This window comes from Shewanella sp. c952 (assembly GCF_019654975.1).
GTDB lineage: Bacteria > Pseudomonadota > Gammaproteobacteria > Enterobacterales > Shewanellaceae > Shewanella.
In genome coordinates this window covers 68,680-89,897 of sequence record NZ_BPEW01000018.1, presented here as the reverse complement: position 1 = coordinate 89,897, position 21,218 = coordinate 68,680, and the positions used below count along the sequence as shown (strand labels likewise).

17 protein-coding genes are annotated in these 21,218 nt (G+C 42.0%); 6 read left to right on the top strand and 11 right to left on the bottom strand.

Going from position 1 to position 21,218, the window contains the following annotated elements:
* Window positions 1–3 precede the first annotated feature (3 nt).
* From rsxD to gloA, 5 genes are all read left to right on the top strand, one after another.
* Window positions 4–1,056 carry an electron transport complex subunit RsxD gene (gene rsxD, locus K5R16_RS13205; protein WP_220738028.1) on the top strand — a complete coding sequence of 351 codons (1,053 nt, stop codon included), beginning with the start codon at window positions 4–6 and terminating at the stop codon, window positions 1,054–1,056.
* A 93-nt stretch (window positions 1,057–1,149) separates the two neighbouring features.
* Window positions 1,150–1,776 carry an electron transport complex subunit RsxG gene (gene rsxG / locus K5R16_RS13200; protein ID WP_220738036.1) on the top strand — a complete coding sequence of 209 codons (627 nt, stop codon included), beginning with the start codon at window positions 1,150–1,152 and terminating at the stop codon, window positions 1,774–1,776.
* Window positions 1,769–2,464, top strand: coding sequence for an electron transport complex subunit E (locus tag K5R16_RS13195; RefSeq protein ID WP_220738027.1), 696 nt, complete (start codon window positions 1,769–1,771; stop codon window positions 2,462–2,464). Before rsxG ends, K5R16_RS13195 begins: the two co-directional genes overlap by 8 nt.
* A gap of 61 nt (window positions 2,465–2,525) precedes the next feature.
* On the top strand, window positions 2,526–3,167 hold the full coding sequence (gene nth, locus K5R16_RS13190) for an endonuclease III (protein ID WP_220738026.1): 642 nt from the start codon (window positions 2,526–2,528) through the stop codon (window positions 3,165–3,167).
* A 347-nt stretch (window positions 3,168–3,514) separates the two neighbouring features.
* On the top strand, window positions 3,515–3,925 hold the full coding sequence (gloA, locus tag K5R16_RS13185; RefSeq protein WP_220738025.1) for a lactoylglutathione lyase: 411 nt from the start codon (window positions 3,515–3,517) through the stop codon (window positions 3,923–3,925).
* A 378-nt stretch (window positions 3,926–4,303) separates the two neighbouring features.
* Here gloA and K5R16_RS13180 read toward each other — a convergent pair whose 3' ends face one another.
* From K5R16_RS13180 to K5R16_RS13160, 5 genes are all read right to left on the bottom strand, one after another.
* Window positions 4,304–6,817, bottom strand: coding sequence for a TonB-dependent siderophore receptor (locus K5R16_RS13180; RefSeq protein ID WP_220738024.1), 2,514 nt, complete (start codon window positions 6,815–6,817; stop codon window positions 4,304–4,306).
* 614 nt (window positions 6,818–7,431) lie between these two features.
* The gene (locus tag K5R16_RS13175) at window positions 7,432–7,848 is read right to left on the bottom strand and encodes a DUF4402 domain-containing protein (protein ID WP_220738023.1); all 417 of its coding nucleotides are present in this window, start codon (window positions 7,846–7,848) and stop codon (window positions 7,432–7,434) included.
* An 86-nt stretch (window positions 7,849–7,934) separates the two neighbouring features.
* Window positions 7,935–10,475 carry a carboxypeptidase regulatory-like domain-containing protein gene (locus K5R16_RS13170; RefSeq protein WP_220738022.1) on the bottom strand — a complete coding sequence of 847 codons (2,541 nt, stop codon included), beginning with the start codon at window positions 10,473–10,475 and terminating at the stop codon, window positions 7,935–7,937.
* 491 nt (window positions 10,476–10,966) lie between these two features.
* On the bottom strand, window positions 10,967–11,749 hold the full coding sequence (locus K5R16_RS13165; RefSeq protein WP_220738021.1) for a hypothetical protein: 783 nt from the start codon (window positions 11,747–11,749) through the stop codon (window positions 10,967–10,969).
* A 173-nt stretch (window positions 11,750–11,922) separates the two neighbouring features.
* On the bottom strand, window positions 11,923–12,402 hold the full coding sequence (locus tag K5R16_RS13160) for a hypothetical protein (protein WP_220738020.1): 480 nt from the start codon (window positions 12,400–12,402) through the stop codon (window positions 11,923–11,925).
* Window positions 12,403–12,915: 513 nt separating this feature from the next.
* On the opposite strand from K5R16_RS13160, the gene K5R16_RS13155 reads away from it, so the two are divergent.
* On the top strand, window positions 12,916–13,395 hold the full coding sequence (locus tag K5R16_RS13155) for a hypothetical protein (protein ID WP_220738019.1): 480 nt from the start codon (window positions 12,916–12,918) through the stop codon (window positions 13,393–13,395).
* Between the two features lie 29 nt (window positions 13,396–13,424).
* On the opposite strand, the gene ruvB is transcribed toward K5R16_RS13155, so the two are convergent.
* The 6 genes from ruvB to K5R16_RS13125 all read right to left on the bottom strand — a co-directional run bounded on the left by ruvB (window position 13,425) and on the right by K5R16_RS13125 (window position 21,204).
* Window positions 13,425–14,435 carry a Holliday junction branch migration DNA helicase RuvB gene (ruvB, locus tag K5R16_RS13150; protein WP_220738018.1) on the bottom strand — a complete coding sequence of 337 codons (1,011 nt, stop codon included), beginning with the start codon at window positions 14,433–14,435 and terminating at the stop codon, window positions 13,425–13,427.
* 9 nt (window positions 14,436–14,444) lie between these two features.
* A complete protein-coding gene (ruvA, locus tag K5R16_RS13145; protein ID WP_220738017.1) occupies window positions 14,445–15,062 on the bottom strand; it encodes a Holliday junction branch migration protein RuvA in 618 nt (205 codons plus the stop codon).
* On the bottom strand, window positions 15,059–15,580 hold the full coding sequence (gene ruvC, locus K5R16_RS13140) for a crossover junction endodeoxyribonuclease RuvC (protein WP_020912458.1): 522 nt from the start codon (window positions 15,578–15,580) through the stop codon (window positions 15,059–15,061). Before ruvC ends, ruvA begins: the two co-directional genes overlap by 4 nt.
* Window positions 15,581–15,585: 5 nt before the next feature.
* A complete protein-coding gene (locus tag K5R16_RS13135) occupies window positions 15,586–16,329 on the bottom strand; it encodes a YebC/PmpR family DNA-binding transcriptional regulator (protein WP_220738016.1) in 744 nt (247 codons plus the stop codon).
* 108 nt (window positions 16,330–16,437) lie between these two features.
* Window positions 16,438–18,219, bottom strand: coding sequence for an aspartate--tRNA ligase (aspS, locus tag K5R16_RS13130; protein ID WP_220738015.1), 1,782 nt, complete (start codon window positions 18,217–18,219; stop codon window positions 16,438–16,440).
* A gap of 162 nt (window positions 18,220–18,381) precedes the next feature.
* The gene (locus K5R16_RS13125) at window positions 18,382–21,204 is read right to left on the bottom strand and encodes a transporter substrate-binding domain-containing protein (RefSeq protein WP_259649876.1); all 2,823 of its coding nucleotides are present in this window, start codon (window positions 21,202–21,204) and stop codon (window positions 18,382–18,384) included.
* Window positions 21,205–21,218: the final 14 nt, after the last annotated feature.

Genomic DNA, 21,218 nt, shown 5'->3' with positions numbered 1-21,218 from the left:
TTCATGGCATTTAAGTTAGCGTCATCGCCTCACTTAAAAGTGCAAATGCAGACGCAGAGCGTTATGCTTAGAGTGATTTTATGCGCATTACCAGGTATTGCAGCCCAGTTTTACTTTTTCGGCTGGGGCGTGATAGTACAAGTCATACTGGCGATAGCCATTGCACTCCTTAGTGAAGCTGCGGTGCTTAAATTGCGTAAACGTCCAATAATGCCGACATTAAGTGACAACAGTGCTGTACTTACAGCGCTACTCATAGGCGTTTCTATACCCTCTATCGCACCTTGGTGGGTGGTAGTGGTTGGTACTATTTTTGCTATTGTAATCGTAAAACATCTCTATGGCGGACTTGGGCAAAACATATTTAACCCTGCAATGGCAGCGTATGTGATGTTGCTGATCTCCTTTCCTGTTCAAATGACGAGTTGGTCTGTACCGCTATCTTTAGCACAAACACCAATGGATTTAGGGCTAACCCTTAACGCTATATTTGGCTCAATGACGCCAGAGCAGCTTTCGATTTACAAGGTAGGCTTTGACGGTATCTCCATGGCGACGCCACTGGATACGGTTAAAACGGATTTATCACTTGGACTTACGATTACAGAAAGCCTATCAAAAGCCATTTTTGCAGACGGTTATGGCGTTGGTTGGTTCTGGGTCAATGTCGCTTATTTAATCGGTGGCTTAGCCATGCTCAAATTAAAAGTGATCCGCTGGCAGATCAGCGTCGGTATACTCGCTTCACTTTTTGTTTGCAGTAGCTTTGGTTATCTCTTAAGCCCAGACACTCACATCGGCCCGCTGTTCCAGTTATTTTCTGGTGCGACAATGCTAGCGGCATTTTTTATTGCTACCGACCCTGTAACAGCAGCCACAAGTGTCCGTGGACGACTGCTATTTGGGGCGTTAATCGGAGTATTGGTTTATGTTATCCGTACTTATGGTGGTTACCCCGATGCCTTTGCATTCGCCATTTTACTAGCCAATTTGTGCGCACCATTTATCGACTATTATATTAAGCCAAGAAGTTACGGTCACCGCGCAGGCAGTTAATCACATAGCAATTTCGATTGCAGCAGTAAAAATCTGCGACTAAGAATAGACGTTATCGACGATTAGGTTAAAGACAAAATTTTGAAAAAATCAATGTTGAAAAATGGCTTGTTACTCGGATTGTTTGCCTTGCTCTGTACTGGGCTTGTAGCGGTAGTGAATCAACTTACCTTTGCAAAAATAAAGCAACAAGAGCAGATTGAGCTTTCGCGAGTGCTGCATCAGATTATTCCTGATGAGATCCATGATAATGAGCTCACGGAGCACTGCATCACGATTGAAAGTAGTGAGGTTTTAGGCACCTCTAAGCCTTTACCCGCTTATATCGCTACGCGTAATGGCGATGGAGTTGCGATCGCAATTGAAACCGTAGCGCCTGACGGATATAACGGTAATATAAAAATAATCATTGGTTTAAATAAAGCAGGCGAAGTACTTGGAGTCAGAACCTTATCTCACCAAGAAACACCTGGACTGGGTGATAAAATTGAACTTCGCAAGTCTGATTGGGTAACCAAGTTTAATGGGCTTAGCGTGTCTTCTGAAAAAGACAAACGCTGGCATGTAAAAAAAGATGGTGGCGAAATAGATCAATTTACTGGTGCAACCATCACCCCGCGTGCCTACGTTAAAGCAGTGAAATTAGCGACACTGTATTTCAATGAACATAAACAAGAGTTACTGAGCGCACCAGCGAGTTGTGAGGTAGATAATGAGTGATTACAAAGAGCTAGCCTGGCAAGGCCTATGGAAAAACAACCCAGGACTGGTTCAGCTTTTAGGCTTGTGTCCCCTGCTCGCAGTAACGGCGACATTGACCAATGCGTTGGGGCTCGGTTTAGCGACTATGCTGGTATTAATCGGATCAAATATTTTAGTTTCACTCGTCAGAGACTATGTACCAAAAGAGATCCGCATCCCTGTATTTGTTATGATTATCGCGGCTTTGGTCACCAGTGTTCAGCTATTTATCAACGCTTATGCCTACGGCCTTTACCTTTCGCTTGGCATCTTTTTACCGCTGATTGTAACTAACTGCGTCATTATTGGTAGAGCAGAAGCTTTCGCCTCTCGCAACAGTGTTGCTAAGTCGACATTTGACGGACTAATGATGGGTTTAGGCTTTACGTTAGTGCTCTGTGTACTCGGAGCAAGCCGGGAGATCTTAGGTCAAGGTACGCTATTTTATGGTGCTGACCAATTACTCGGTGAATGGGCTAAAGGACTAACGATTCAAATCTGGCAGGTCGATACAACTTTCCTACTAGCTATGCTTCCACCCGGTGCTTTTATCGGTATGGGGCTGCTTATTGCACTTAAGAATGTTATTGATAACTATATTGAAGCTAGACAGCCTAAAGTTGAACAAGAAGCGCCAGCTAGAGTCAGAATAACTAAAGTAAATTAGTACTGAACAAATAAACGATTAAGAGTTACATCCTTAAATAATAACAGATGGATAGTGGCATATGAACACAGAAAAGCGCCGCCTTATTTTAGAGCGTTTACGAGAGAACAACCCAAAGCCAGAGACTGAGCTCAACTTCTCTAGCCCTTTTGAACTGCTCGTTGCAGTCACGCTCTCGGCGCAGGCAACTGATGTCAGTGTCAATAAAGCAACAGACAAACTGTTTCCTGTTGCCAATACCGCACAGTCTATCGCTGCGCTAGGTGTTGAAGGCCTTAAAGGTTATATTAAAACCATTGGGCTCTATAACAACAAAGCAGTCAATGTCGTAAAAGCCTGTGAAATATTGGTTGAGAAGTATGACGGCGAAGTCCCTGAAAACCGAGAAGCCTTAGAAGCGCTTCCAGGTGTAGGCAGAAAAACGGCTAATGTAGTACTCAATACCGCTTTCGGCTGGCCGACCATTGCGGTAGATACTCACATAGACAGAGTGTCAAACCGCACTAAGTTCGCGATGGGCAAGAATGTTGTAGAGGTGGAAAAGAAACTTTTAAAGGTCGTCCCTGCAGAGTTCAAGGTTGATGTACATCACTGGTTGATATTACATGGCCGCTATACCTGCATCGCAAGAAAACCGCGTTGCGGTAGTTGTATTATTGAAGATTTATGTGAATTCAAAGATAAGGTTTATCCAGAAGAATAGTCACCATTATAGTGCGTTAACGCACATAATAGCTTCAATAAAAAAGCCGCTAATGCGGCTTTTTTTCTAAAACATGCTGATAAAGAAAATTGACAGAACAACCGCAATAATAGCGCTAAGACCTAGCGACATTTTTAGTTCAGTTTGCATCGATAACTCCTTAATGTAGTCAGTTAATACTATAAGAAACTTGAGGCTTTCTCAGGCAATTCTCAACGTTTTGTGATCTGGGTACAGACTTTTTCTTGCGAGTATGCGAGGTACGCACAAATAGTTCCCAAGTTGTATAAATTAGATATACTTCTGCTATAAATCATTGAGAAAAACCAACAAATTAAGAGGTTCAAATGGCACAGTTACTACATACCATGTTGCGAGTCGGTAATTTAGAGCGCAGTATCGCATTTTATACTCAAGTTATGGGTATGAAACTGCTTCGTAAAAGCGAGAACAGTGAATATAAGTATACCCTCGCATTCGTTGGGTACGACGAAGAGTCAACGGGTAGCTCAGTGATCGAACTTACTTATAACTGGGATACTGAATCCTATGATATGGGTAATGCTTTTGGTCATATAGCCATTGGCGAAGAAGATATATATGCTCGTTGTGACGCCATTTCGAATGCAGGTGGCAAGGTTATTCGTCCAGCAGGTCCTGTTGCAGGCGGAACCACTGAAATCGCATTTGTTGAAGATCCTGATGGCTACAAAATAGAGTTAATCCAAATGAGCTCATCACAAAAAGGTCTTGGTTAAAATATCAATAATCGCTCTGTGTTTAAGCCCTTTTATACCAATCAGTATAAAGATTTGATCGCTCAGCGAGAGTTTAGCGGCTTTGAGGTAAGGCAATGAATGAAGGTCATAGTTATTCTACGTTCAAGTTCATTAACGAAGCATAAAAGCTGCTAAAACTCGCCTGTAAGGAGTGTTTGTGGCTTCCTACTTCTGTGTTGAATAAACTCATAAGGGAACAACCATTGTGTCCTTTATTCGCCTTGAATTAGTTCGCCAAAAACACTCTGAGTAGATCAACTTCTTATGCTGATTGGTATTAGTCGTCACATTTAAATACAAGAATTAAAGATATAAAAAAAGCGCCTTACGGCGCTTTTTCAGATTTAGACTTAAAGATTAGAACTTAACAGTTACACCCGCAAAGTACTGACGACCAATGGTGTCATAAACTTCAGGAACTGTACCGCCATCACTACCATTCGAAACGGTTGAAGGCTCTTCGTCAGTCAAGTTTTTAACACCTGCGCTCAACATCCAAGTATCGTTGATGTAGTAGCTAGCAGAAACATTGTGGTAAAGCACTGCATCGACTTTAGTGCCAGCACCTAAGTCATCCATCTCACCGATGTAACGGTTGAAGTACATAACACTCCAATCGTCTTGACCGGCTTTAATGCTAAAGTTGTTACGTACTTGAGCGTATGCACCGAAGTTACCATCAATAGTGTTGGTGTAATCAACGCCATCTTGCTCAAAGTTCAGCAAGTAGGTTGTATCGTTAGCTACGGTCCAATCTAAGTTTAGCGCTTCAAAGCTATAAGCTAAGTTGAAATCGATACCGCTTGTATCTTGGTAACCAACGTTAGTTAGCGAGTTCGTTAGGTTAGATAAGTCACCATCAGGGCCAATGTTAAACGCTTCACATGCTGCTTGGTCACCCGCATAACAGTTGTTTAGACCATTTTGAGTGTCCATACGCGCAATCGCGTTCTGAACCTTAAAGCGCCAGTAATCGACTGTTAGAGACAAACCATCAACATAGCTAGGCGAGTATACTAAACCAGCAGTGTAAGACTCTGACTCTTCTGGCTGAAGATCTTCATCAGAGGTACGGATAACTAGGATTTGTGGGTCTTGCTCATTGCCCCATGGATCATCTAGGTAATCGAATGAACCTGAGTTTCCGCCGTATAGCTCACTCACACTTGGCGCACGGAAACCTGTAGCGGCAACAGTACGGATCATTAGGTCATCAGTTGCTTCATATGTTAGACCAATCTTCCAAGTTGATGCATTACCAAATGTAGAGTAATCATCGAAACGTAGAGCGAATTCACCGGTTAATTTATCAGTAAATGGTACGCTAACTTCTTGGAACACTGAAATAACGTTGTAGTTACCGTCTGTTGGGTCTTGCTGTGCAGCTGTACTTTCACCAGCAACAACAATTGGGTCTGGATTGTAGTAACCACTCTCGTAACGGTACTCTGCACCCATTGCAAATGCGACCGCACCAGCATCAAGGTCAAATAGCTCACCGCTGATACCTGCAGAAATAACATGCTGTTCGTTACCGCCGTCAGCTTCTTCAGTGTACGCAACACTGTTTAACAACTCTTGATCAGTCATAGGCTGACCAGTGAACCAAGCATCTTGATCCGCATAGATAGCTTCTGTCATTAAAGTAGCGTTAATTGAGTTTTCTACTTTGGTATCAGCTTTGTTCTTACCGTATGTATATGAAAGATCCCAATCCATACCAGTGTTAACATCAATTGAACCGGCAAGACCTGCTGACACACGTAAGGTGTCTGTGTCTTGGCTGTAGATACGAGGACCTACATCATTCATACGTTTTCTGTAGTTAACATTGCCTTTATCGTCTGGCTTAATACCAGCAGCAATCATGTCATCATCAAGTTCGATACATGAGTCAGAAACAACACCAGCTTCACAAACAGCAAGATCTAAGTTTGCTGGTTGAGGAGCTAACTGCTGGTTAGACTTACGCTTGGTGTACAGGATATCACCTGTTAGCACTAAGTCATCACCCAACTCTTGGGTCATATTGGCGAACAAGCTATAACGCTTGCTTGGTGTTTGATAAAAACTATCTTGGGTGTAGTCGTAGCTTTCTTCACGATCTACCCAGTTGCCGCTGTCATCTTTAACCATTCCGCCCAAAGAGCCATTTGGAATGAACGAGCTTGCACCTGGATCAGTCCAGTCGCGGTCTGATTGAATAACACCACGACGCTCGGAGTAAGCAGCACCAAATGTGTAGTTACCTGTATCAGTATTAAAACCGTATAGCGCGCTGATTTCGCCGTTTTCGCCGTCGCTCTTATCAGTCATGCCACCAGTTACATCAATCTGGAAGCCTTCAAAATCTTTCTTAGTAATGATGTTAACAACACCAGCAATAGCATCTGAACCATAAACAGCTGAAGCGCCATCTTTTAGGATTTCAACGCGAGCAATCATTGCTACTGGGATAGAGTTAAGATCCACAGCGCTGTCTGCGCCAGAACCAGAGTTAACCATACGACGGCCGTTAAGGAGTACTAGTGTACGCTGTGAGCCCATACCACGTAGGTCTACTTGAGCAACACCGTCAGCGCCGTTATTGGTGCTTGAACCAACTGCTGCGCCAGCCATAGATGTTTGTGCTTGTAGCATTTGGTCTACAGAGGTGAAACCTTCTGCTTTAATAGTCGCCGCGTCAATAACGGTTACTGGAGAAGCTGTTTCCATATCTTGACGTTGAATACGGGAGCCGGTAACAGCAATACGTTCTACTTTAGCTTCCTCTTCTGCGTATGCGGCAGTTGATACTGTAATTGCAGATGTTGAGACGGATGCGATTAATCCGAACTTTATTGCTGAGGCCAATTTAGATGGTCTGTTCATTTATGTCGTACTCCCTAACTTAATTATTTTTATATGCACGTCATTTGTTATCACTGACGTTGCTAGGGATACTGCAATTTCACGTTTAAAGCGTCAATCCACCAACTCGTTAACTATTCACTTTACAATGTTAATAACAATGACAACAAAAGTAATCATTAATATTGCACCACGTTTAAAGCAAATCTAAAAATGGATTAAGACGAGATAAAAACCCACCATAAAGCGCAATAGCAGTAGAATAAACCACAAACAAGTTAACAAGTACGCAACCACACAAAATAAAGGAAACGTGACGTACGTCACACTTTTCAGGGTATTTTTTTAGTAAGAGAGCCGGGTAAATAGCAATTTTTTAGACCTAGCTCCTATTTTTTTGGTATTAAATAGACTAGCCATAAAGAATTTGTTCAGAAATGAAGACTTCAGCAAGAGATGGCTTGTAGCAACAGTGTAATAATTCGGAGTAAAGAATTAACATCACGATAGCAACTGTTGTCCAGCAACAGTGTAAATGTTACATATATAAATAATCACATTATCCGCATAAAAAATTGCAGTGCAAAAGTGTCTAGTCAATGATCGCATTGGGAGGTATAGAGAATTACTGTGGTTTATTGATAGTTAACTTCGATCGTATAACTGATACTGCCATTACCTACGTTATCATCAGAAATAACTTTTATCTCACCACCAATATAGATGGAAGCATTGGTAGAAAGCGAGAATAACTGATGCTGCTTACCATTAGGCAGTAGAGGTGTAAACTCGACTTGGCTACTATTGCTACCAGACACCCTTACCAATACGGATTGTTCTTCATTTCCCAGCAGCTGAATTTCCCCTAGAGAAAAATCAGATGTGGCACAAGCACTACCTGTTCGGCTAGTCGCCGTTAACGTACAAACATTGTTTTTAGTATTGTAAATATCGCCTAGCTCAATTTCGCTTACCTGGGCAATACTTACTGGTAAAACAAGATTAAACTGAGCTTGCCCGATGACAGATACTAAGACTATAACTGAAAGCATATTTGCTACTGATTGAAGTAAAGTATTTGACACTATTATAGATGCTGTCACCACCCATCGCGAACGACACAGCACACAATTGCGTACTAGAGCACTATCTCCTCTAACTGCTGGAAATCACCGGGTTTAAGTGAAACAGGTTGGATAAAACGATCCTTAACCCACAACTCGTACTCTCCGGGGGTTACCTGTTCAAAAATAAAAACGCCATCGTATTCCACACGTGAAAAATATTCTTTGTCACTTACGGTCGATTTAAGGCTAACTTTCACCCCTTTTGCAGCTTGTTGACTTTTATCGTTCAATTGGTAAATGTAGCCTTCAACTTCAGCGGTAAACATTACAGGAAAAGCAATGGGCTGGATAAAACCTGGATGGGCATTTACTTTAATAATACTAGCAACGGGTACTAAAAATGGGTCCGGTAAGCTGCGTTCATTAAGTGCGAGCTTATGGCCACGACTAGTTTGAAGTTGGGTAATGAGTAATTCACCATTATTGTCAGTCATATTATTCGGACTGCTATGACCCGAGAACTGTAACCCAGAAAGAGGCGCTTCATTGGCATCAAATAGACCATTAGCATTGTCATCTTGAAACGCGATAATTTTAACACTGCTGCTATTGATAAAACTGTTACGGTCAATGAACCAACGATTCTGATCCGTTTCCCAAAGTAGCGAACTATTCCACCTTAACTGAGCAATCGAGTCTCCGGTGGTATAGTTGTCGACAGAGAGTCTTAATGTTCCATAATCAAACAAATAGGACAGCGTGTTGCGGGTGCTGAAATCTCCGTCTAAGCTAGGTTGATAGCGCAATTCCAGTTGATAATTTGCGACATCATTTAAAGTGGTATTTATATTTGCAACCCATTGATTAAATTCTATATCTGGAGATAAGTTTATATCCACATAACTTCTTAAAGACCAACTGCCAATACGGCCAGATACTGCAAACCTCTCATTGAGTTTACTGCCATTGCTGAAAGCAGACCAACGTAATTCATTACTTAAATTAATCACTGACAGCTGGCCAGATAGGCTAAAACCTATTTGAGTTCTCTCTCCGCCAGAGCTTAGTCGCTGCCAGTCTCCACCTAAGCCCCAGTTAACGCCTGCTCCATCAAAAAAACCACTTACATCTACGTTAGCTTCTTGCTTAATACGGTCCTCTGCATTGTCCCAAGAGCTGAAATTATTGTAACTGCTCCACTCAGCCTGCCAGTCAATAGCATCTAAACTACCTTGAAGCGCAACACTTGCAGCGTGGCCTCCCTCACTATGCACGTAATTGAGCTGTAGCAAATTTGAGTCACTAAGGAGATTAACTGATAACTTTGGCAAAAATTGCCACTGTTCATTAATTTCTTGCTGTTGGATCAAAGCAAGTCCCGCTGTTAAGTTATCAAGCAATGCCCAGTTAAAGTTAGTGTAGTACTGTTTTAAATCATCTTGCTCTCTAGACATAGCGCCAGCACTCATCCCGAAACTGCCCTGCTCCATAACTGAAGTATCGAGTAATTTACTAAAGGATTCACTGCGAACCTCACCATTAGGACCATAAAAGCGCAGCTGATACTGGTTAATGCCGATGTAGTACGGCACTTTTATAAAACGATAGAGCCCATCAGCCTTAACTCGCTGAACATCTATGAGTCCATTATTTCGATACAATTCGACATCCCAACCAGGTCCCGTTTCACCTTCGACAACAATATGGCGTAAATCACTGTGGAACTCGCTACCAGCCGAAAACTGAGCGCCAATACCTGAACTTGCTTCAGAGACTAACGCTAAATTATGCGACGTTATATTACCTAATCGATAATGACTCACCCAACTATCAGTTAGCTCTTTATCGACATAGGCAGTAAGATCAGTATTATTGTCAGACCAAGAATAGGAGAAATAGCCATTATGTTGAAGTAAATCAAATCGACCTTGCACTGCACCATCTATCGCGGTAGTACTGTGGTGATTAAGTCGTTGACTTCTAGCACCAATATCAATATTGAGTCCCAGATCCCCGCTATTTGCGTATTGCTTTGGGATATTTTTAACAAGTCCTTCTTTAGCATTCGATTTCTTCTTATTAAATAAATCAAAGCGTTTTTGTCGCGCGATCAATTGACTTAATGGGATAGCCTCTGATTCTGCGATGCTGTAGCTTTGCCTTGCAGAATCAAAAGCAATAACAAGGCCATACATCTGCGCGATAATATTGGCATCGATATAGAGATCCCAATCATCATGATAGACTATCGTTTTAAGGTGATTACAATCATCATTATTGGCCCAATACTGCATCAAATTTTGACTTATATCGATCAGCCGTGTTTCGTCAATAAACCAGCCTTCTGCACTTTTAGTCTCAATATCAACCTGAACTGGCAATAATAACTGCTCTGCAAAAAATTCGAGTGGCAAGTAATAATTACCATTTAGGTGATAAACAAACATCTCTTCACTTAATAGCATTTTTGCATACGAGATTTGTGTGACTAAGAAGTTCTGCTCATCGATGGAGCGACTATCATATGATCTTGTTATACGTTTATTACATTGTAAGTCACTAACTTGTTTGGTTATTTCAGTAGTATCGAGCCCTTCTTTTTTAGCTGTCAAGGCTGATGTAACGTTGTTTTTTGAGTACTGTACAGCAGAAGTTTTTTGCTTGTCTGCGCTCAAAGTTGTAGATAATTCAGTTTTCGAGCGTGTTTCTTGGCTTAGTTTTTTCGCCTTGCTGTCCGGATTCGTTTTCGTTTTAGCCTTTAACTTAGTTATAGACTTCCGTTTTACTGAGGTTTCGTGTTCAGCCAAAGGTGTTAAATAACTTGAATCACTTTTAATGTTCGACACAATAAGTGAGCTTTCATCTAACTTGCAGCCCGTCGCATTTACATCACTAATCAGATCAATAATAAGTTCATGTTTGGAATGAGTTGAGAGTAAGTCCGAATAATCGTCATCACGGAGTTGAATCAGTGTCAATAGCGCCCTTTCATCATTTACATCTACGTTTTGTGGGCTAATTAGCGTAATCGACAAAATCGCTGCTAATGTTAGCCAGCGACATAAAGAAAGGAGTTTTAGGAGAAGTTCCAAGTTCACAAATACTAAAGTGCTAGCTTAACCTCGACGCTTTTAGAATTATTGAGTTTATCATTTTCCGTGTAGCGAACAATTAACCTTGCGTTATGACTTACACTTTCGGTGATCGGCACAGAGAATGTTCTCTCAGAAAGCTCGGTATAAATAGTAACATTTTTTGAGGCACCAACTATTTCATTTGTATCGGCGTTAATAACTTCAATGTCACCGTAGGTACTTCTATTTCCGGCTCTTTTTAACGTCACTTGCAGAGCGTTACTACCAGCATCAAGTACACTATTACTAAGATTGAGTTCTGAATCTAAATCACCAACCCTTAATATAACCGGTACCGATATTTTTAGGTAAGCAGAAATACTGAGACTAAAAACATCAGACTCATCTGCGGCTGAGTCTTTTTTCTCTGCTGCCAACGGAATTTGGTGAAATACGATGTAGCTACGGTATTCACCTTTTTCAATGGATTTAGGTAATCTGGCTGCTATACGTACTTTCACCGCTTGTTCAGGTTGAATATTGATCCTACGTGGTGAGTAACGGATATAGTTAGATATTGAAAAATCAACATCATCTTTATCTAAAGTGACAAACTCTCCAGAATCCAACATCTGTTTATCTTCAAAATAGATGTTATAACGTGAATTTGCAGAACTTTTATTCACTAAGGAGAACACTGCGCTACGATTCTTGAGGTTATCGAGTTCAACACGAGTAGGATTAACCAGCAAGTTAGCTGATACTTGAAACGAAAAAAACACTGCAAAGCAGCCTAAAAATAGTTTATTCATGATACGCCCAGCTAATTGTGAGGCTTAGCCTCATTATTGTTATTTGTTTAGCTTACTTCGAGCTTAAAACTGTTAAGTCATCTTGTCATTTTACAAAAGAATATTTTAATAAAAATAAGAAACTGCATCCGCAGCCAGCTTCTTATTTTATGACTATCTCGGATCCAACTCTCTTAATAAGTTACAGAGACAGTATAATCTAACACTTGCACACCCGATGCTACAGTGCCACTAGCATCTACATCAACATTACCACCAACATTAAAGCTGACTTCACCCGAAGTTACAGCACCAATAGTCTCAGTAGCGTTAATAACTGATGGTGTAAAAGTAATACCATCAAGAGAAGTATCAGCACCAGAAACACTAACGTTTACAACTCCATCGGTACCAGTCACTTTAAATACACCAGCGACTTGTGTTGCACCAGTCGCTAAACAAACTGTTCCAGTTGCTAGCGAAGCTGCTGTAAAACCACAAGAGCCAGTAGTTCCGATATCTATATCACCTAAATTAAGTTGGGTCGTTTCAGAAATAACGAGTGGCGTGATTAAGTTAAAGTTAGCTTTACCGGTAAAGTCGCTTGCTCCGACCTGAGATGTAAGTAATACAGATGAGGCGATTAAAGATGAAAGGAGTATTTTTTTATTCATTATGTTGTTCCCATTGTAGCGCAAGAAATTATCATTAGTTTTGAGTAGAGCCTAAGCACTTGTTTAACCGCACTTTAATTAGCTCGGGAACAAAAGATAACAATTACGTTACATTTAGCAACATATTTTAAACCTTGAAGAGCCCAGTGCCGCTTAAAATTAATTTTTAAACGTTTATTACCCCTAAATAAAATACGGTTTAGCGGTAGCGCTTTCAGAGATTAAACACCAGAAAAGCCACAACCAAGCAGTGTAAGACCCCAAAAAAAAGATATGCGGCAGCATTAAAATCTACTGAGAATTTATTGTGCCGCCCCAAAGTAATAGCTAAATGGAATAACTAATAACCAACAACACTAAGCCTTTAGTCTAATAAAACGCGATATTTCACTGAAACAACAACAAAAAGCAAGAACTTGTAATACTTAACTACTACAAACTTAGCCGCTACAGATAATTCTATTGTTGTTGAAAACTGTTCAGGTTAACCTACGTCTAAAAAAGGGGAATATAATGTTAAGCCTCAAAAGAATGATAGTCCTACATTTGCTGCTGATAGCAACCGTCTCCGCAACCAGTGAAGCAGCAATTACGATTACTGAGTTACAGCCAATAAAATACCCTTCTACCGTCAAAAACCAGAGTAAGTCGACAATTGTAGTCGTCAATTGGAAAGGAAACCTTGGTAATGCAACAAACGCCACGCTGCTCGACAATGATTACTATCAAGGCAAATACTTGGTCAGTTCAGACTCTAACCTCCCTATTACTATTGAGTTCTTTCAACTGGCTAATGAAAGTAAAGTGAACTTAAAAACACTGCGAGTGAGATACAAGAACAAAACTTATAAGAGTTTTCCAACTATCGACCTGGATAATCCAGGCGCAGATGGCGAGATTATAGCGATTGGAGCAAAAGTCGTAGCGGGGAAAAATGCCACTGCGGGAGACAAAAACCCACAATATATTCTGAGGATTGAGGAGCAACAGTAAAACGATTGCTCCTCTAATGAAACATAGGCTTACTTGGCTTCAGGCTGAATTAGATTAAAGTGATTGTATGCACGTTGTGTCGCGATACGCCCGCGGGGCGTTCTCTGCACAAAGCCTTGCTGAATTAAGAAAGGCTCTAATACATCTTCAATGGTTTCACGCTCTTCACCAATAGCCGCGGCCAGATTATCTAGCCCGACCGGGCCGCCCATAAACTTATCTATAATGGCCAGTAGTAGTTTTCGGTCCATATAATCAAAGCCTTCGGCATCGACATCTAACATATCCAATGCTAACTCAGCGACGATTTTAGTCACCGCGCCACTATGCTTCACTTCAGCGAAATCCCGAACTCTGCGCAGTAAACGGTTAGCAATCCTTGGGGTACCACGGGAACGCCTTGCAATCTCAATCGCGCCCTCTTCATCTATCTCAAGTGCCATCACCTTTGCCGACCGAATAACAATCGTTGATAGATCTTTAACGTTATAAAACTCTAGTCGCAGTGGAATACCAAATCGTGCTCGCAGTGGTGACGTTAATGAACCAGCACGGGTTGTTGCGCCAACCAGGGTAAACGGCGGCAAGTCTAACTTAATTGAGCGCGCAGCAGGCCCTTCGCCTATCATAATATCGAGTTGATAATCTTCCATTGCGGGATAGAGGATCTCTTCTACTACTGGGCTTAAGCGGTGGATTTCATCGATAAACAACACATCATTTTCTTCAAGATTGGTTAATAATGCAGCCAAATCACCCGCTTTTTCTAAAACAGGCCCTGAGGTCGATTTAATATTAACACCCATCTCATTAGCAACAATCATTGCCAGTGTTGTTTTACCCAGACCTGGAGGACCATAAATAAGCATATGGTCTAGCGCTTCGCCGCGTTTTTGCGCGGCTTCAATAAAAATCTTTAACTGTGCACGAGTGTCATCTTGACCCGTATACTCATCCAATAATTTTGGACGCATGGCTCTATCGACAACTTCATCGGGCTCGATAACTTGTGGTTGTATTAGGCGATCAGCTTCAATCATAGGTTATCCTTAAAGCATCGACTTAAGCGCTGATTTGATCAGCGATTCAGAATCGATTCCATCGACATAAACAGCAGATACCGCTTTACTGGCCTGCGCAGGTTTGTAGCCAAGCGATAATAAAGCAGCAATTGCATCTTCTTCGGCGGTATTGGCCACAACGGGAGCGGTATAATTAGACTGCAACATAAACTCTCTTTCTGAGCCAACCGATGCTTCCATTAAACTCTTGAGTTTATCGCGCATTTCTACCAGTAAACGCTCTGCTGTTTTCTTACCAACACCAGGAAGCTTGACCAAAGTGGCAATATCATCTCTTTCAACACAAGCAACAAACTCCCCTGCTGTCATACCGGACAGGATCGTTAACGCCAGTTTAGGACCAACACCGTTGGTTTTTATCAATAAACGAAACAGTGCACGCTCTTGCTTTGAGATAAAGCCATATAAAAGCTGCGCATCTTCTCTAACAACGAAATGGGTAAAAACTACGGCCTCTAAGCCGACTTCTGGTAACTCATAAAAGCTAGTCAGCGGCATCTGGATTTCGTAGCCAACACCAGAAACATCAATAAGCACTTCGGGTGCTTGCTTTTCAACAAGTAAACCTCGTATCCGACCAATCATTTATATCTTCCGTATGTTCTAGAGTTTGCTCTGCCGCCCATGGCCGCTAAGCTTTGATTTGTATGATAATGACACACCGCGACCCCTAATGCGTCAGCGGCATCAGCCTGAGGAGCACTCGGTAATTTTAATAGTTGCTGGATCATATGCTGCACTTGTGACTTTTGTGCCCGGCCTGTGCCCACAACCGCACTTTTTATCTGCGTAGCACTGTATTCTGCAACCGGCAAATTTGCAGCGGTTGCTGCGACAATAGCAGCCCCACGAGCTTGGCCCAGCTTCAATGCTGAATCAGCATTTTTAGCCATGAAAACTCGCTCAATGGCAAATTCATCAGGCTGGTACTGCCTGATAATTTCAGATAGACCGTCAAAAATCTGTTTTAACCTAAGAGGAAGTTCATCTGAACTGGTTCTTATACAGCCGCTGCCAACATAAACTTGTTGCCTGCCGACACAGTTGATCACCCCATAACCAGTGATCCTAGAACCTGGATCGACGCCTAAAATAATGGCCATAGAATCTATTCCAAACCCGCCATCACTTCATCAGAAATATCCGCATTGTGATAAACCTCTTGCACATCATCGTGATCTTCAAGGTTATCGATTAATCGCAAAAATTTAGGGGCGGTACTTGCATCTAACTCTGCTTTAGTAGACGGCAGCATTGTCACTTCAGCATTGACAGCTTCAAGCCCTGCAGCATCTAATGCATCTTTAACTGCGCCAAAGTCTTCTGGGGTGGTAAAGACATCAATAGAGTTATCTTCATGTGCCACAACGTCATCCGCGCCAGCCTCTAACGCCGCATCCATCACCGTATCTTCATCTGCGTTTTGATAAGATATAATGCCTTTTTTATCAAAAAGGTAGGCTACAGAGCCGTCAGTACCTAGGTTACCGCCTGATTTGCTAAAAGCGTTTCTTACGCCAGACACTGTGCGGTTTTTATTATCAGTCATGGTTTCAACTAAAACAGCAGTGCCACCTGGGCCGTAACCTTCATAAATTATGGTTTCTAATACTTGGCCATCGAGTTCACCCGCACCACGTTTAATCGCACGCTCGACCGTGTCACGCGTCATATTGTTTGATAGTGATTTATCGATGGCGGCACGGAGTCTTGGGTTAGAGTCAGGATCTGAACCTCCTTCTCTAGCAGCAACAGTAAGCTCACGAATAAACTTAGTAAAAAGCTTACCACGCTTAGCGTCTTGCGCAGCTTTACGGTGCTTTATATTATCCCACTTACTATGACCAGCCATGTTTATCTCCTACATACGATGCTCAAGTAAACCACTTTGTTCTTCTGTGGTTTGCCAAAATTATCCGAAAAAAAAGCCGAGTCTTAACTCGGCTCTTGTTACGCGTTGTTATTCGCCGTCTTTCACTTCTGGCTCTATAACGCTGACCCCAAGTTCAACTAACTGCACTGGATTGGCAAATCCTGGTGCATTGGTTAGCGGACAGGCCGCCGTCGTTGTTTTAGGGAAAGCCATCACATCACGAATTGAGCTTGCGCCCGTCATTAGCATGATAATACGGTCTAAACCAAACGCGAGTCCCGCATGAGGTGGCGTACCGTAGCGTAGCGCTTCTAATAAGAAGCCAAACTTTTCGTTTGCTTCTTCATCGTTAATGCCTAGTATTCTAAACACCGCTGATTGCATTTCGCTATTATGGATACGTACTGAACCACCACCCAGCTCACAACCATTTAATACCATATCATAGGCATCTGAAATAGCGGCTGTTGGGTTAGCTTCTAGTTCTGCTGGTGTCATATTGCTAGGCGCGGTAAATGGATGGTGCATAGCGTGCAAACCACCATCTGAAGTACGCTCGAACATTGGGAAGTCAACAACCCAAAGTGGCTTCCAGTCACCTTTAAGCAGGTCAAAATCTTCACCCGCTTTAAGACGTAGTGCACCCATGGCTTCAGCAACAACGTTGGCTTTATCAGCACCAAAGAGAATCACATCACCAGTTTGTGCACCAGTGCGCTCAAGTAATGCTTTAACCACATCTTCAGTTAAGAACTTAAGCACTGGAGATTGGATCCCTTCCATGCCTTTATCAAGATCATTAACTTTCATCCATGCTAAGCCTTTAGCACCATAAATGGTGACATACTTGGCGTATTCATCAAGTTGCTTACGCGATAGTTTAGCGCCACCTGGAATGCTAAGCACTGCAACACGCCCTTCAGGGTCGTTTGCAGGACCATTAAATACTGCGAACTCGACTTCTTTTACCAGATCAGCAATGTCAATTAGCTCTAGTGGATTACGAAGATCTGGCTTATCAGAGCCATAACGACGCATCGCTTCAGCAAATGTCATTCTTGGGAACTCACCAAGATCAACATTTAACAGCTCTTGAAATAGACCGCGAGTCATCTCTTCAGTCTTAGCCATCACTTGCTCAGAAGTCATGAAAGAGGTTTCGATATCTATTTGGGTGAATTCTGGCTGGCGGTCAGCACGCAAATCTTCGTCACGGAAACACTTTACGATTTGGTAGTAACGGTCAAAACCAGACATCATCAACAGCTGCTTAAATAGCTGTGGAGACTGCGGTAGCGCAAAAAACTGACCTTTATAAGTACGGCTTGGCACTAAGTAATCACGCGCACCTTCAGGTGTGGCTTTTGTCAAAATAGGCGTTTCGATGTCTAGAAAGCCGTTGCCATCAAGAAAACGTCTTACAGCACTGGTCACTTTTGAGCGGAAAACAATACGGTCAGCCATTTCTGGACGACGCAGATCCAAATAGCGATATTTCAGACGCTGCTCTTCAGTGTTGTGCTGATTCTTGTCCATGTTAATTGGAAGCGGCGCAGAACTATTTAATACCGTCAGTTCAAGACCAAGAATTTCAATTTCACCAGTACGCATATCAGCGTTGACTTGGCTGTCTGGTCTTGCTCTTACAAGGCCTTTAATTTGAACACAGAACTCACTACGCAAGCTGCTTGCAACTTCAAACACTTCAGGAAGGTCTGGATCATAGACAACTTGAACAATCCCTTCTCTATCACGCATATCGAGAAAAACTACGCCGCCTAAATCTCGGCTACGATTAACCCAACCCACTAGGGTTACTTCTTGACCAACGTGAGACTTATTAACGTCTCCACAATAATGACTGCGCATTTAGCTCTTTCCTTTATTCCGCAAAACGATGTTTGAGGTTCTGGTTCAAAACAAGACAAAAGCGGCATTATAGAGGTATATTGCCGTTTTCGAAATAACTTCTCGACTAGTCGGTTAAGTATCAGTCAATTTTAAATAAAAATGAATAGATTTAAGCCAACGTTACTGTTGTAGTGAGTTTCTTGATGATTTTCCGCCCGCATTTTTAGCACGGTACATATGAGTATCTGCCGTTTTAAGCAGAGTATCGACACTGTCACCATCTGCAGGGTATAAAGCGATTCCCATACTCGCAGAAGCAGACAAACTTAAATCATCGATAACGAACGATTTAGCTAAGCATTGCAGGAGCAGTTCAACGACATTATCTACCGCAGCCATCGACTCTACCTGATTAAGAATGACAATGAATTCATCACCGCCTAATCGGCCTACAGTATCCGAGCGCCTGACTGAAGCCGCTAATGCCGCGCTTACAGCCACAAGATAATCATCACCAACATGATGGCCATGTGCATCATTAATGGCTTTAAAACCATCGAGATCAATAAAAATAACCGCAAACTGTGACATCTCACGACTATGAATTAAAATCGCTTGCTCTAGTCTTTCTTCAATCATAGAGCGATTAGGAAGTTTGGTTAAACTATCGTGCTTGGCAAACTGTGCCATTTTACTTTCAGCTTCAATCCTTAACGCAACCTCTTTTCGTAAACGTCTATTCGCCAATAGCGCCATGACGACAAAGACAGCTAAGGCACAGAATACAAGAATACTCACTCGTAACCTATTCTCAAAATCTTCCCGTCCAAACTCAATGGTTTGCGACACCCATTTATGGTGGATTTGTTGTTGCTGCTCACGATCAATAGTAGAAATTACGCCATTAATAAAGGGCAATAGAGACTGCTTACTCTTGTTAATCCCAATGTGACTGCGCTGCTCAGCGAAATCAACTAACATCGACATTTTTAAGTTTGAAAAATCGCCTTTTTTCAGGCCAGAACTCAAATTTATGACTTTATCGATAAAGACATCTGCTTTGCCCTCTTCGACAGAATTAAGTCCAGCATGACTATTAGGAACCAGCACCAACTTTAAGCTCGGATACTCTCGCATAAGATCTGCAACGATGTGATAACCTTCAACAACGGCGAGTCGCAGCCCATTAAGTTCCGATAAGCTAAATATATTAACGCTGTCTAACGAGGTCACAACGCCCCAAGGAGACGGCCAATATGGTAGAGAAAAAACCAAGTCAGTTTCACGTTCTGCAGTTGCCGCAATACTGCCAGACATATCAATATCGCCTTTTAACAGAGCATCAAGCAGCGCTTGCCAATCACTAAATTCAACGTATTCGAGTTTTAGTCCCAGTTCCCGGCTAAGGATGCTAAAGACTTCACTGTTTATGCCAGCGTAGTGACCCTCTGCATTTTTATATTCCATTGGTGCCCAGTTATTAACATAGCCGACTTTTATCTTCCCTAGGCCTCTTATCATGGCGCGTTGCTTGGCGTTTAGTAGCAATAACTCTTTCGTTGGAGAATAGATCCGATCTTGTGGATTCAGAATCCATTTAGCTTCAATTGCAGCCAATTCTACCGATGTCATCGAGTTAAAACCTGTCGCTATGCGTTCAGAAAACCCAGGGTCATTTCCTCTATTTAGGGCGTATAGGTCAGTTTTAAAATGCAATGTTGGAAATTGATAAAAATCCTCCCATTGCTGTTTCAACAACAAGTAATGTTGCGTCCAAGCAGATGCAGCGACAAAACCATCAATTTCTCCAGACTCTGTTGCTTCTATCATCTTCTCTACACTAGAAAGGTAGCGGAAATCCGAGTCCGGTAAAGCTTCGATTAAATCACTCAGATAAGGCGAAGTGGGTGCAACGGCAAATACCTTGCCCTTCATCTCAGTGAGCGTCTTATACTGTTTCTTAAAAGTAAATAACCGACTGCTGACTTGATAAATGAGATGCGCACGATTGAGCCCAGATTTCATCGATTCGCTTTCAGGATAGCCAAGTTGCACGTCAGCAGTACCTCTTTTTACATTATCTATCGTCTGCTTCATATCGCCAGCGATAAACTTTATAGGTAACCCCGTTTTATCTGACCACAACTTCCAAATATCAACTAATAGGCCATGGGGTAAGCCATTAGGCCCTATATCAGCATAAGGTTCCACGCCTGCTTGCATAGCAATGATCACTTCATTTTGGCCACGCTGAAGGCCTAACCACTTACGTTTTACCCCATTCAGCTCAGCTTGCTCTATTTGCTCAAAACCTTGCATTATACCGTGCAATTGAGAGGCATTTCCCTTCTTGACCACCGGATAGAAAGATAATTCATCAAGCGCTATTCGACGTTTAAACGGGTATGACATCAGTATCTGTTGGCTGACTTCACTTTTTCTTAGGTAGCCTTCTAGACCGGCAAAAACCAAAATTTCGTTAGCTTTTACTGCATCAATAAGCTGCTTGCGATTGTCATAATAGGCAAATGACACATTAGGTAACTTTTGCTGCAATAACTCAATATGTGCCGCTCCCTTAACGACCCCAACTCGATAGGGACTAACCTGTGAGAGCTCTTTAATATTAGCGAGAGTTTTATTGATGTAGAGGTAGCTTTGTACTTTGCTAATCGGTTGGTAAAAATCAAAAGCGTTACGACGAGATAAGGTATCTGCCATCCCCATGTGGATATCGGTTAAACCAATTTCGACATCTTTTAAAGACTGCTGCCAATTTGTAGGCCTAAATTCAATCTGGCGCTGATTTTTCTTCGCCCATAGCAACCAATAATCAACCAGTAAACCGCTTTTAACACCGTTTTCATCAACATATTGAAAGGGGTAAGAGTCGTCACTCATCGATATCAGCAATGGCTTAATATTATCATTTTGAGCCGAAAAAACTGGATGCGTATAAAAGAGTGATAAAACAATGAGCAACACGTAGGCGTTATATTTCAATTACAATCCCTATA

Bases quoted from the DNA above. Each gene is read 5' to 3' on its own strand.
- rsxD (WP_220738028.1), top strand. From the start codon at position 4: ATGGCATTTAAGTTAGCGTCATCGCCTCACTTAAAAGTGCAAATGCAG.
- rsxG (WP_220738036.1), top strand. From the start codon at position 1,150: ATGTTGAAAAATGGCTTGTTACTCGGATTGTTTGCCTTGCTCTGTACT.
- K5R16_RS13195 (WP_220738027.1), top strand. From the start codon at position 1,769: ATGAGTGATTACAAAGAGCTAGCCTGGCAAGGCCTATGGAAAAACAAC.
- nth (WP_220738026.1), top strand. From the start codon at position 2,526: ATGAACACAGAAAAGCGCCGCCTTATTTTAGAGCGTTTACGAGAGAAC.
- gloA (WP_220738025.1), top strand. From the start codon at position 3,515: ATGGCACAGTTACTACATACCATGTTGCGAGTCGGTAATTTAGAGCGC.
- K5R16_RS13180 (WP_220738024.1), bottom strand. From the start codon at position 6,817: ATGAACAGACCATCTAAATTGGCCTCAGCAATAAAGTTCGGATTAATC.
- K5R16_RS13175 (WP_220738023.1), bottom strand. From the start codon at position 7,848: ATGCTTTCAGTTATAGTCTTAGTATCTGTCATCGGGCAAGCTCAGTTT.
- K5R16_RS13165 (WP_220738021.1), bottom strand. From the start codon at position 11,749: ATGAATAAACTATTTTTAGGCTGCTTTGCAGTGTTTTTTTCGTTTCAA.
- K5R16_RS13160 (WP_220738020.1), bottom strand. From the start codon at position 12,402: ATGAATAAAAAAATACTCCTTTCATCTTTAATCGCCTCATCTGTATTA.
- K5R16_RS13155 (WP_220738019.1), top strand. From the start codon at position 12,916: ATGTTAAGCCTCAAAAGAATGATAGTCCTACATTTGCTGCTGATAGCA.
- ruvB (WP_220738018.1), bottom strand. From the start codon at position 14,435: ATGATTGAAGCTGATCGCCTAATACAACCACAAGTTATCGAGCCCGAT.
- ruvA (WP_220738017.1), bottom strand. From the start codon at position 15,062: ATGATTGGTCGGATACGAGGTTTACTTGTTGAAAAGCAAGCACCCGAA.
- ruvC (WP_020912458.1), bottom strand. From the start codon at position 15,580: ATGGCCATTATTTTAGGCGTCGATCCAGGTTCTAGGATCACTGGTTAT.
- K5R16_RS13135 (WP_220738016.1), bottom strand. From the start codon at position 16,329: ATGGCTGGTCATAGTAAGTGGGATAATATAAAGCACCGTAAAGCTGCG.
- aspS (WP_220738015.1), bottom strand. From the start codon at position 18,219: ATGCGCAGTCATTATTGTGGAGACGTTAATAAGTCTCACGTTGGTCAA.